General features: G+C 39.1%; 9 protein-coding genes. 4 read left to right on the plus strand and 5 right to left on the minus strand.

All coding sequences use genetic code 11. From position 1 onward, the window contains the following. Positions 1-25 precede the first annotated feature (25 nt). Both AC1VNJ_RS07910 and AC1VNJ_RS07915 read right to left on the minus strand, forming a co-directional pair. Positions 26-1,966: a beta-glucoside-specific PTS transporter subunit IIABC gene (locus tag AC1VNJ_RS07910; protein ID WP_482640559.1), complete on the minus strand. Its 1,941-nt coding sequence runs from the start codon at positions 1,964-1,966 to the stop codon at positions 26-28. A gap of 119 nt (positions 1,967-2,085) precedes the next feature. After that, positions 2,086-2,937, minus strand: a complete 852-nt coding sequence (locus AC1VNJ_RS07915) for a PRD domain-containing protein (RefSeq protein ID WP_482640560.1) — start codon at positions 2,935-2,937, stop codon at positions 2,086-2,088. Between the two features lie 325 nt (positions 2,938-3,262). Between AC1VNJ_RS07915 and AC1VNJ_RS07920 the strand changes: the two genes are divergently transcribed. Both AC1VNJ_RS07920 and AC1VNJ_RS07925 read left to right on the plus strand, forming a co-directional pair. Beyond that, positions 3,263-4,843 carry a sensor domain-containing diguanylate cyclase gene (locus AC1VNJ_RS07920; RefSeq protein WP_482640561.1) on the plus strand — a complete coding sequence of 527 codons (1,581 nt, stop codon included), beginning with the start codon at positions 3,263-3,265 and terminating at the stop codon, positions 4,841-4,843. Between the two features lie 144 nt (positions 4,844-4,987). Continuing rightward, positions 4,988-5,749: an MBL fold metallo-hydrolase gene (locus AC1VNJ_RS07925; protein WP_482640562.1), complete on the plus strand. Its 762-nt coding sequence runs from the start codon at positions 4,988-4,990 to the stop codon at positions 5,747-5,749. A gap of 297 nt (positions 5,750-6,046) precedes the next feature. Here AC1VNJ_RS07925 and AC1VNJ_RS07930 read toward each other — a convergent pair whose 3' ends face one another. Further along, positions 6,047-7,036, minus strand: a complete 990-nt coding sequence (locus tag AC1VNJ_RS07930) for a DUF4003 family protein (protein WP_482640563.1) — start codon at positions 7,034-7,036, stop codon at positions 6,047-6,049. 143 nt (positions 7,037-7,179) lie between these two features. Then, a complete protein-coding gene (gdh, locus tag AC1VNJ_RS07935; protein WP_033580255.1) occupies positions 7,180-7,965 on the minus strand; it encodes a glucose 1-dehydrogenase in 786 nt (261 codons plus the stop codon). A gap of 450 nt (positions 7,966-8,415) precedes the next feature. On the opposite strand from gdh, the gene AC1VNJ_RS07940 reads away from it, so the two are divergent. Both AC1VNJ_RS07940 and AC1VNJ_RS07945 read left to right on the plus strand, forming a co-directional pair. Next, on the plus strand, positions 8,416-9,042 hold the full coding sequence (locus AC1VNJ_RS07940) for a nitroreductase family protein (protein WP_080754489.1): 627 nt from the start codon (positions 8,416-8,418) through the stop codon (positions 9,040-9,042). A gap of 60 nt (positions 9,043-9,102) precedes the next feature. Continuing rightward, a complete protein-coding gene (locus AC1VNJ_RS07945; protein ID WP_482640564.1) occupies positions 9,103-10,407 on the plus strand; it encodes an aldehyde dehydrogenase in 1,305 nt (434 codons plus the stop codon). 37 nt (positions 10,408-10,444) lie between these two features. On the opposite strand, the gene AC1VNJ_RS07950 is transcribed toward AC1VNJ_RS07945, so the two are convergent. Next, positions 10,445-11,815 (minus strand): DUF2254 domain-containing protein, encoded by a 1,371-nt coding sequence (locus tag AC1VNJ_RS07950; RefSeq protein ID WP_482640565.1) that lies wholly within the window; start codon positions 11,813-11,815, stop codon positions 10,445-10,447. Positions 11,816-12,132: the final 317 nt, after the last annotated feature.

Consider the following 12,132-nt stretch of genomic DNA (forward strand, 5'->3'; position numbering starts at 1 on the left):
CTCATATTTTTAGTAAAAATAGCATTTATTTGACTACAGAAAGTAGCTGTTCCCCTTCAAAAATTGGACCTATTTCATTAACCGGCAGCACATCTAAATACTCCGCTGTGTTTGTGATAATAACCATCGTAACGGTTTCAAATCCAGCTTCTGCAATCGCATGTCGGTCAAATTCAACTAGCGGCTGCCCTGCATTTACGTGATCTTTTTCTTTCACCAGTGCTTTAAAATGCTCTCCTTTTAAAGAAACGGTATCAATTCCAATATGGATTAAAATTTCCGCTCCGTCCTCTCCTTTAATGCCGATTGCATGTTGAGAATCAGGCAGCACCATAATCGTTCCAGCAATAGGCGAGACTACGCGGTTTTCGCTCGGTTTAATCGCAATACCTTTGCCCATAATTTCTTGAGCAAATGTTGGATCTGACACTTGCTGCAGCGGTACAAGTTCGCCGTGCAACGGAGAGAAGACGCTTTTCGTTTTACCGCCTTTTTTCTCTTCTACTGCTAGAGAAACATTTTGTAATAGCGCTTCTTCTTTACCAGCATGTTCTCCAAGTTTTATTGTATTTTTTTCAGGTTCTTTTGAAGCAATATCTTTAAATCCAAGAGTGAGTACTAAGACGGCTGGTAAGATAACGGCCGCTGCCGCTAAAGCCACAGCGACAATCAAATTGCCTGCTGCTCCGCTTGGATCTGCAAACGTTGGAATCGCAAATACTCCGACTAATCCACCTAGTGTAAAAGCTTTAAACCCATACCACCCGGCAAAGCCACCGAGCAGTCCACTAGACGCCATAGCGTAATAAAAAGGTTTTTTTAACTTCATGTTCACCCCGTACATAGCGGGCTCTGTAATTCCGATAACAGCTGAGATAGCTGATGAAAACGCAACTTGTTTTAAATCTTTATTTTTGGTTTTTAACGCTACTCCAAAAGCCGCTCCTCCTTGAGCAAGGTTGCTGATATACATCATCGGCATTAAAACATTGTCAAATCCATACACTTTTAGATTTTGAATCGCGATTGGACCTATTGCATAGTGCATACCCGTCATAATAATAAGAGGCATAAGACCTGCCAGTAAAAGACCAGCAAGCGGACCTGCTGTTTCAAACATCCATGAGAATATAGTTGCTAATCCGTCTCCCATATACGTTCCAAGAGGACCGATTATCCATAACGTGATAGGTGCAGCAATTAGAAGTGCAAGCAACGGTGAAAACATGACCGTAAGAGTAGCCGGCATCCATGAGCGAACAAATTTATATACATACTTTACTAGCAGCACACCTAAAATAATCGGTATTACACTAGACGTATAGTTAACGACTGGAATGGATATAAAATTGATTCCAAATAACGTGAATTCTTTTATTTTCGTAATACCTCGCGCCGCATCTACAAAGGTCGGATACAGCATGGCAGCTGCTAAAGCAAGCGCTAAGTATTCATTTGTTTTAAACTTGCGAGCTGCTGAAACAGCTAAGAAAAATGGTAGAAAGTAAAAGACTCCGTCTCCGATTGCGTTTAGCACGGCGTACGTATCGCTTTCTATGCTCAGCCATCCGAGAGTAGCAAATAAAGCGACAAAAGCTTTTAGCATACCTGCACCGATAAGCGCTGGTAAAACAGGAGTAAAAATCCCCGAAATGCTGTCCATCACAAGTGACACAACGCCTTGTTTTGTGCCGCTTTTCTCCTCAGCCGCGCTTCCGCTTCCTACCAAAGGTTCAACTTCTTCAAACACTTCAGCCACTCTATTTCCAATAATGACTTGAAACTGATCTCCAGAAAACTGAGCGCCCATAACTCCTTTTATTTGCTTAATTTCCTCCACCTGGACTTTATTCTTATCATGAAGATTAAAGCGAAGTCTCGTCACGCAGTGCCAAGCTTGGTTAACATTCTGTGCTCCACCGATTTTATCTACCACTTGTTTTGCTGTTTCTTTATATGAACTCATTTATATCCCTCCTTTTTTCAATAAAAAAACCCAAACAGATCACCGCATGGTTGTAACATGCAAATGCCTGCTTGGGTAATGCCTGATCGAGTCAGTAACAATCCTCCAATGAAGAATGCTTATTCAGTTTCTACGAGATTCGTTACGCGCCAAATGTGTAGCGTTAAGTAAAGCTTTTCATCTGAAGTTAAAGACCAGCCATGCTGTTTATGAAGCAAATTAGCCACTTTTTCAACAGCTTTATATGCTTTTTCATACTTTGTTTTTACGACATCAAGCAGCGTAGCATCAACTTCAGGCAAAACATGTGGGTTCTGATCCAGCTGACGCAAAACAAAAAATCGTAGATGTGTGACAAAACGAGAATAGTTCATGGATTCTTCATCAAGTTTTAGCTGAAAATGATATTGAACAACATCGATAATTCGATTAATCACTTCAGTCATCTTCATCGTTTCTTCCACTTTTGCTTGTACATTCTGTGCGTTTACAAAATGATAGGTAAGAAACGTCTCTTCACTTTTAGGAAGAAGCACATCAAGCCGGTCATACACCAGCCGAATCGCGTTAACAGCCGCATTATACTCTTTCGGATAAAGTTTCTTAACTTCCCAGCGGCTTGGCTGCGCATATTCAAGGCCACTATGACTTCGTTCAATTGCAAAATTCAAGTGATCCGCAAGGGTCAAGTGAATATTGGTGCGAAAAGGCTCACCTATTTCTTTTTCTGCTTGCTTGATTAACTCTACAGAAACCTCGAGAATTTCTGGTTTGATGCTCTCTAAAATTTGAGCCAGCGGTCTACGAATATTGGACGACTCCGCCATAAACTTTCGTCGAATGACAGCTTTATCGACGGGATCACCTTTTTTCTTTTGGAAACCGACGCCTGTTCCCATGATGACCCATTCTACATTAGAGGAGTCTTTGACCAATGCTACGTTATTATTAAATACTTTAACAAATTTCATAGATGCTTCCCCCACATCAGAACAAACGTAAAAATCCTATCTTAAAAAGACGTGAACACACCACGTATTTTTAACACAGGTAATGCCTGATCGAATCAGTAACAATCCAGTTTTAAGTTATTACTGAAATTATATTCCACTATGAAAGCGATGTCAATATATAAAATACTGAATTTTTAATAATCTGCTAGTGAAAGAGAGATAATTCTTATAGACTACCCATCTACTTCCTTCACTGCTACTAACTTCCTACATAAAATATCCACATTTCATTTCAACTGTGCTACATTTAACTAAAAATGCTTTCTTAATGAGGGATACAATTGTGAATTTAGATTTAACAGCTTATATAACGCTTATCTGTACGTCCGGTGTTCTTAATCTATACTTATGTTTTTACGTATTTATTAAGCGTCACCACTACGCTAACATTGCGCATTTATTTATTCTTCATACAGGTTTCACCACTATTTATTGTATGGGTGCGGCGTTTAGCTTACTATCCGTTAACCTCGGAGAAATGAAATTTTGGACCGCTATTCAATACGTGGGCATGCCTTTTTCGCCTCCTGCAGGACTGCTGTTTGTTATGCAGTATGTCGGCATAAAGGTAAGAAAAAAACATATTTTTGCCCTTTTTATCATTCCGTTTATTAGTTTGATTATGGTCGCAACAAATGACTGGCATCACCTTCATTACCGAGTGTTTGAAATTGATCCCGTTCTAGGTGCTCCTTACGTTCATCAAGAAATTGGACCATGGTACACAATTCACGGCATGTTCATCTTTTCGTCTATGTTCGTTGCTTTTTTGCTCGCCGTTTACCGCTGGAAAGAAACAGCTAAAGCTTACCGCCTGCAGTTAATTTCATTAATGGTCGGTCAATTAGTCCCTATCGTCACAGCTTTTATCTATTTAATGGGCTTTACGCCGCAGGGAATTGATCCAGTTCCGATGGTTTTATGGGTTTCTTCATTTTTATATTTATGGTCCATTAACTCCTCGCGTATGTTTACGGTTATGCCCGTTGCTAAAGACGCGATATTTAACAGCATCAATGACGGCGTTGTCGTGCTCGATGAAAGCTACAGATTAATTGAATTTAACTTAGCGTCTAAAAACATGTTTCCGCAGCTAAAAAAGTCGATGCTTGGAAAACATTTTGCTGATATTTGGGTGACGCTGTCCGGCCGTTCGTTTCCTTTTGCATTAGAAAATGCAAAAAGCAGTCATGAACTGGAGCTTTTTTCTGAAGATCAATCTTCCTATACGTATCAAGTTCGCACTTCTCCTTTGCAGTATGCTAGCAACAGTCACGGCTTGCTGCTTATTTTTACAGATATCACGGAGCTAAAAAGACTTCAGCTAAAGCTTGAAAATCAAGCTTATTACGATGAGCTGACGCAAATCTATAATCGTCGGGCATTTTTTCAGCACAGCAAGCAAGCGTTCGATGAAGCAAAAAAGTCCGCATCTTCTTTTACACTTCTTTTACTTGATATTGATTATTTTAAAAAAGTGAACGACACATATGGTCATTATGCCGGCGATCAGGTGCTTGTACATGTCGTAAAAGCCTGCGAGTCCGCATTGCCGCAAGGAGCCCTTTTTGCTCGGTACGGCGGTGAAGAATTTGTACTCGCGCTAAAGGGCCATACTTTATCTGAAGGCGAAACGCTTGCTGACCAAATTCGCCGTCACGTCGAGACTCAGCCCTTACTGATTAATGAAAAAACCATTTCTGTTACGCTAAGTCTTGGAGTAGCACAAGCGGAAAAACAAGAAAATGAAACGTTAGATGAGCTGTTGAATAAAGCAGATATCGCCCTGTACGCTGCCAAACAACATGGACGCAACCAAGTACGTGTATATAAAGAAATAAAAGAAATCTTAGAAAGAACCTAAACAGCACTGTTTCGGTTCTTTTTTCTTTTGAGTACTATTCTTTCATTTATCAAGTAAAAGTGCTAAAAGACTTGATTTTGTTTATGTATTTGAAAACAGCTCATCCTATAAACTAGAGGTAGATCAAAAAAAGGAGAGATAGAGATGAAGATTACACATATTCGAAATGCCACTTTACTTGTTGAATACGGGGGAAAAACGTTTTTAATTGATCCCATGTTAGCGAAGAAAGGAACGTACCCTCCTTTCCCAAATTCGATCAGACAAGATCAAAACAATCCTTTAGTAAGCTTACCGTTATCCGTTGAAGAGATTATTGAGGGTATTGATGCCGTCATTCTCACTCACCTTCATTTGGACCATTTTGACGATGCCGCTAAGCAGGCGTTGCCAAACGATATCAAAATGTTCGTTCAAAATGAAGAAGATGCCGCAGTAGTAAGAGCTGATGGTTTTAAAAATGTAGAAGTACTAACAAAGAACACGGTCTTTGAAGGCATCCAATTATCCAAAACAAAAGGTGAACACGGAAGAGGAGAAATTTTAAAGCGTACCGGTTTAGTATGCGGCGTTGTTTTTAAACACAAGAGCGAAAAAACGCTTTATGTAGCTGGAGATACGGTATGGTATTCCGCTGTTGAAGAAGAAATCAACACCCATCAACCGGATGTCATTGTCGTAAACGGCGGCGATAATCAGTTTTTAGAAGGCGGTTCTCTTGTGATGGGGAAAGAAGATATTTACGAAGTACACAAAGCGGCCCCTCATGCTACGATTCTTTCTGTCCATATGGAAGCTGTCAATCACTGGACGCTATCAAGAGAAGAGTTAAAAAGCTTTATCAACGAAAAAGATATGGCGTCCCGTGTCTTAGTTCCAGATGATGGCGAGGTCTATACTTTTTAAGAGAGAAGATGAGACAAAAGTATTTAAGTTGAAGAAAGGTCCGAACGAGTTTGGTTCTTAGTTGAGAATCAAATACGTTCGGATCTTTTCATTGATATAGTAAACGTAGCTTTCATATGTGCAGTTGCTTCCAGCGGTTGATTGGAGGCTCAGCGCCCGCCCGCGGAAAGCGAAGCCTTGCATGGAAATCAACCGATGTGTCATAAGCGATCTACGAGCTATTTATCCCACTGATTCATCTTTAGGTTAGATTGATGTAGTTATGTCTCCCTCTCTCTTTTATAGCTCTTTAATTTATCAAGTAGTAGTCGTAGTAGCAACTGCTGAAGTGCTCGCAATAACCGCTAGCATAGCCGCTTGCTGGGCTTGAATAATCGTTTCAATCGTTGTATAGATGCCTGTTTCGACCAGTCTAGAATCCTTTAGCTTTTCACTGATAACCAAATTAACCCCCAGCATAACGTTGATGTCTTTCTGCCATTTAAAAAGTTTATCTGCATTTAACTGCTTCACCACTTCATGGATAAGTTCAATTTCAGCTTCCGGTTTTTCAAACAGTGCTAATAAGCCAATGACCGGATAATGCATCGCTTTTACTTTCATGCCTGCCGATTCACAGGCTTCTTTTACTGATACGCATCTTTCAATAAGGGTATCTGCATCTAAATTTTTATCGATTGAAAGAATATGACTTAAAAATTGAAGGTCATTTCCTTTTTTAAATCCATGCTGTGCCAATGTTGTATAGAAGTGTTCAATTTCATGCATGAGATCATCAGTAGACTCGCTCGTTTCAGCTAATAAAACGGCAAGAGGTACATCGCCGCTTGAAGTAAGGAAAAGGTGCTTTCTTTTCATGCCTTGATAAATTTCTGCGGATCTTCGGACCATTTCTTTATGACTTCGGCTTGACTCATTCGACAGCATAGCCGAAGCCGCAATGTACGTAAAAGCGCCTCTCGTAAATCCGCCTTGTATCAATTGATCATATACGTCAAGAAACTCATGAAACGTTTCTTTTGGATTCTCATAGCGAGTATCAAGCATAGCTGCTATTGTAAAACGCTGTGATGATTTTAACGTAGAAAACATCCCTACTTGATTTTTGATATAGTCGCTTAACTCGAGATAATCCTGAAGCTCGAGCGATTTACCTTTCACTGCATACATAGAAGCGATAGCCATAAACTGCTTGTGATCTGCCGCTTTCCATTTGAGCTCATTTTTTAAGCTTATATAAAAATCTCTATACTGATTTACTTTTTGTTGAATCGTTTCCGGGAGCATATCAACACGTCCTTTATTCGTCGTTAGCTTATATACGTAGCACTTCAACAAAAGTTTCAATATTTAGTAAATATCCTATACATTTATTACATACAAAAAAGACCCCGGAATATTCCGAGGTCTTTTTTGTTCAGTTCTATTTATTAACCTCTTCCCGCTTGGAAAGAAGGATATTTTGTCATACCGCCATCCGCAAATAATGTAATACCTGTTACATAGCTTGCTTGTGATGATGCTAAGAATGCTGCAACTGACGCGATTTCTTCCGGGTTACCGATGTAGCCCATTGGAATCATACTTTCTACGTCTGCACGCTGTTCTGGATCAGCGAATTTTTCAGCGTTAATTGGTGTATCAATTGCCCCAGGTCCAATGTTATTTACGCGGATTCCTTTTGGTGCATATTCAAGAGCCAATGTTTCCGTCATTAGCTTCATGCCACCTTTACTTGCTGCATAGTGAACAAATAATGGCCAAGGAATCATTTCGTGAACGCTAGACATGTTAATAACGTTACCTTTAATGTCGTTTTCAACGAAATATTTGATTGCTTCACGGCTTCCTAAAAACGCGCCCGTTAAGTTTGTATCAATTACTTGATTCCAGTTTTCTAATGATAATTCATGAGAAGGAACCGGGTTTTCAACACCAGCATTATTAACCATAACGTCTAATGTGCCAAATTCTTTAACAGCTGCCTCTACAAGGTTCACAACGTCTTCTTCTTTTGTTACGTCGCCTCGAACAATAATCGCTTGACCGCCAGCTTGTTCAATTTCTTTTTTTACTTCTAGCGCTTCGTCTTCGTTGCTGCGGTAGTTTACAACCACTTTTGACTGCTCTTGACCAAAACGAACGGCCATTGCGCGACCCAATCCTTTTGATCCGCCTGTTACAACTACTACTTTATCTTTTAAATCTGTATACATCTTGAAGTCCTCCTACTTTTCCTGTTTAATATGTCTTGTTATACTGTACTAATTACAGATACAGTTTAAGTTTTAAAAAGAGAATAAACATTTTTCTATCTCTTCTTTGTCAAACTGTCATTCATTTAAAGAGCAGTAAATTCAATTTTGCTCCCTTTTCGTTACTTATCGTAACCAAGAGAGATAAAGTAGTCAAACTTTTTGTTTGATCATTTTTATCATTTCTTTTTTCCTTACTCTCTTTATAGTTGTTTGTTCCCTGGAGAATGAGTCTTCACACTTCCAATTCACACCACTTCAAAAGTTTAAACTTTTTCCCTTGCAATTCTTAAATCAATGTATTATATTGTTGATGTATCAATTATTGATATGTCAAACAATTGTCCGCAATCAAAAATATGGAAATGACAATAAATATGTTTAACGCCTAAAAAGAAAGGAATAATGACTATGACTACAAAAGACTTTAACGAAATTGCTTTAAAACGTCGTTCAATTAAAAAATATGATCCTTCAGTAAAAATTAGCCGTGAGGAAATGGAGGAAATTCTTACAGAAGCTATGCGCGCTCCTTCTTCTGTTAATATGCAGCCGTGGCGCTTTGTTGTAATTGAAACGCCGGAAGGAAAAGAAAAGCTAGCTGAACTTGCGAAATTTAACAGTGAACAAGTTCATACATCTTCAGCTGTTATTGCCGTGTTTGGTGATATGAATAACGTTGAATATGCAGATGAGATTTTCGGCAAGGCCGTAGAGCTGGGCTATATGCCTCAAGACATTAAAGAACAGCAGCTAAATTTCTTTAAGCCGATTTACGAAAACATGCCAAAAGCAGATATGAAAGACATCGTGCTGATCGATTCAGGTCTTGTGTCTATGCAGCTTATGCTTGTGGCTCGTGCTCACGGGTATGATACAAATCCAATCGGCGGATACGAAAAACACTTAATCGCAGAAGCATTCGGTCTAGATAAAGAACGTTATCTTCCAATTATGCTTATCTCAATCGGAAAAGCAGCAAGCGAAGGCCATGCTTCTTACCGTCTACCGGTCAATACGGTTACGACTTGGAAATAAGCAGCTAGTTCTATTCAATAAGTAAAGAGCTAAAAATGTGAAGTAAAAGGAGACTTTCTGATGAATAACTATCAAGAACTTACAAAAAAACAGCTTTCATTCTTCAACAGCGGTAAAACAAAAGACGTTGCGTTCCGTATCGAAACGCTAAAAAAATTAAGAGAACTTGTTGTCCGACATGAAGACGACATTTTAAAAGCAGTAAAAGCTGATCTTAACAAACCAGAAATGGAAGCAAAACGTGCAGAAGTTGGTCTTGTACTAAGCGAAATCGACTTTGCAGTTGAGAATCTTGCAGAATGGGCAGCGCCAAAAGAAGTAGAAACACCATCTACTCATGCTGGAGCAAAAAGCTACATTTATCAAGATCCATACGGTTTAGCTCTAGTGATTGCACCTTGGAACTATCCGTTCCAACTTGCTGTATCACCAGTAGTAGGCGCGATTGCTGCAGGTAACTGCGTGGTGTTAAAGCCTTCTGAATTAACACCTCATACGTCAAGCCTTCTTGCTAAGATGTTTAATGAAAACTTCCCTGAAGAATACTTGACTGTAGTCGAAGGTGAAGTGGAAACAAGCACGGCTTTACTAAAAGAAAACTTTGACTACATCTTCTTTACAGGAAGTACAATGGTCGGCAAAATTGTAGCAGAAGCTGCAGCTAAACATTTAACGCCTGTTACGCTAGAACTAGGCGGAAAAAGTCCTACAATTGTACACGAAGATGCTAATATTGAAGAAGCAGCTAAACGTATTGCGCGCGGTAAATTTGCAAATGCTGGCCAAACGTGCGTAGCGCCAGACTACATTCTTGTTCAGCGAAATGTAAAAGACGAACTGCTAGCTAACCTAAAACAAGTCGTAACAAACACGTACGGCGAAGATGTTTCACAAAATCTAGACTTCCCTCACGTAGTGAGCGAAAAGCATTTTGATCGTCTTAACAGCTTCTTAACAAACGGAGATATCGTTTTTGGAGGCAAAACGGACCGTTCTCGTCTGTTTATTGAACCAACTGTTCTTGACAACATCTCATGGGAAGACAATGTGATGCAAGATGAAATCTTTGGACCAATTCTTCCAGTCATCGTATACGATGACATCTCAGAAGTAATCCAAGCAATCGTAAAACGTCCAAAACCATTAGCACTTTATCTTTTCTCTGAAGATGAAGCAGTCCAAGATCACATCTTAAACAGCGTGTCATTCGGCGGAGGTTCTATTAACGATACAATTAACCATATGACATCTCACTACCTTCCATTTGGCGGCGTTGGTGACAGCGGAATGGGTGCGTATCACGGAAAAGCAAGCTTTGATACATTTTCACATGCTAAAAGCATCTTAAAACGTTCGAATAAATAAAGAAAAAGCCGAAGTCAGCGTCTGACTTCGGCTTTTTTTATTCTTTCATTTGTTTGGCGATTTGTTCATACTGCTCTTCTTTTTTTGTGGAAACCGCTAAATCGCAAAGAATATGTAAAAAATATTTTTTATCTTGAACAAATAAATACTCTTCTTCAAAGCCTTTAGAAATGTATACGGCAAACTCCCAGATGTCGTCATAATAAGCTGGCCCAATGGCCTCAGCGAGATTTCCAAGCGTTTTGAGCAGCTCCATCGTAATGATAATATTCCGTCTCGCATAGTGCCGGATATTAGCAAATCCATCATATAAAAAGTCCTCAAACTTTTTGTCAGGGATCACCATTCGTATCACGCCTTTATCATCAACTAAGTAAGAAGAAAATTGACTCGCGGCACAAATTTCCCGAAGAATATCGCTAATTTGGTGAATGGAGTTAACTGCCGTTTTGAAGTCATCATTTCCTAGTGATTTAATCGCCATCTCCACAAACTTGGTAATAATATACGTCGTGTCTTGAATATCAGTCTGGGATTTCCCTACATGGATATATTGGTGAAAGACGGCGCAATCCATTTCATCGTGCTCCGTCGAATCTCTATGCCAATAATAAAACAATACGGTTCCGCTGAGCACATAATCCCCTACTTCACGCTCCATTTTTATCACTAAATTATGCTCTTTGGCACAGTGAATCAATTGGCTGTAGTTCAACGTTTGAATATAGCCAGATGTTTGAATACATACCGGCTTTTTCTCTCCTTCTGGAAAGGAAAATTGTTCGCTATGACTAGACTGCGTTCGATGAATCTCCAGTTCCTCGCGAATCGTTGTCTTAATCGCTTTTATGGACGCTGTTTTCATCGATTGAGTCATATGATTTACTTGCAGCCACTTAACAGAATGATTAATGAAGTAGACAAACGTGCCCGCACTAAAAACAGAAAGGGCTGTCGTCACAAACGGAATCGCAAAATATCCGTTTACTTGAGAGCTGTTTAAAAAAAGAAAGACAAAAAGTGTATACAAAAAACTCCCTATAAAAATACCTAAAATTCGCTGAGTAGACTTAGAAGAAGCAAAGTTTTTTAACACGCGAGGAGAAAACTGAGCTGCAAATGATGTAAACACAACAAGCATTAAGTTAAAGGTAAATGTGGTAATCGATAAAATCCCGGGCATAATCGTACTCACTAACGTATTCGTTAAATCCATGTTGATTGAAAAAAATGAAGGGACCTTCTCTCCTACTTTGCAATAATAGTCAAGAAACAGCGTCAGTGCAGCTAAAAGAACAGAAAAGAAAGCATAAATTAAGGGACTAAACCAGATTTGACTAGTTAACTCATCTTTAAACGCGCGGGGAGAAAGCTGTTTCCTTGCAGCTATCCATCTAAATGTATTCATATAAAACCTTCCTTTTTATTTGTAAATCTCTAACTTTTTTCTTAGTTCCCTTAATTTTTCTAATTATGCTTCTATAATGGAAAAAACCTATTTTTTAAGGTGTAATCGTACAAACAAAAAAAGAGGTTGAGACATACCTAATTAATTCGATTTAAATGCGTACAACTAGGATACATGAGCTGAACTGCTAGAAGGAACTGAATGAAGATACGAAAGCTGGGTTCACCCTACAAACAAAAAATCCGAACGCGTTGGATTCTTAATCAAGAATCCATCTCGTTCGGATTTTCTTTCAACTAACCTAATTTTATCTCAGC

It is taken from the genome of Priestia sp. 3CA3, assembly GCF_056836725.1.

What these genes read in the sequence shown, in the direction of transcription:
- AC1VNJ_RS07910 (WP_482640559.1), bottom strand. Translation starts at nt 1,966, where the DNA reads ATGAGTTCATATAAAGAAACAGCAAAACAAGTGGTAGATAAAATCGGT.
- AC1VNJ_RS07915 (WP_482640560.1), bottom strand. Translation starts at nt 2,937, where the DNA reads ATGAAATTTGTTAAAGTATTTAATAATAACGTAGCATTGGTCAAAGAC.
- AC1VNJ_RS07925 (WP_482640562.1), top strand. Translation starts at nt 4,988, where the DNA reads ATGAAGATTACACATATTCGAAATGCCACTTTACTTGTTGAATACGGG.
- AC1VNJ_RS07930 (WP_482640563.1), bottom strand. Translation starts at nt 7,036, where the DNA reads ATGCTCCCGGAAACGATTCAACAAAAAGTAAATCAGTATAGAGATTTT.
- gdh (WP_033580255.1), bottom strand. Translation starts at nt 7,965, where the DNA reads ATGTATACAGATTTAAAAGATAAAGTAGTAGTTGTAACAGGCGGATCA.
- AC1VNJ_RS07940 (WP_080754489.1), top strand. Translation starts at nt 8,416, where the DNA reads ATGACTACAAAAGACTTTAACGAAATTGCTTTAAAACGTCGTTCAATT.
- AC1VNJ_RS07945 (WP_482640564.1), top strand. Translation starts at nt 9,103, where the DNA reads ATGAATAACTATCAAGAACTTACAAAAAAACAGCTTTCATTCTTCAAC.
- AC1VNJ_RS07950 (WP_482640565.1), bottom strand. Translation starts at nt 11,815, where the DNA reads ATGAATACATTTAGATGGATAGCTGCAAGGAAACAGCTTTCTCCCCGC.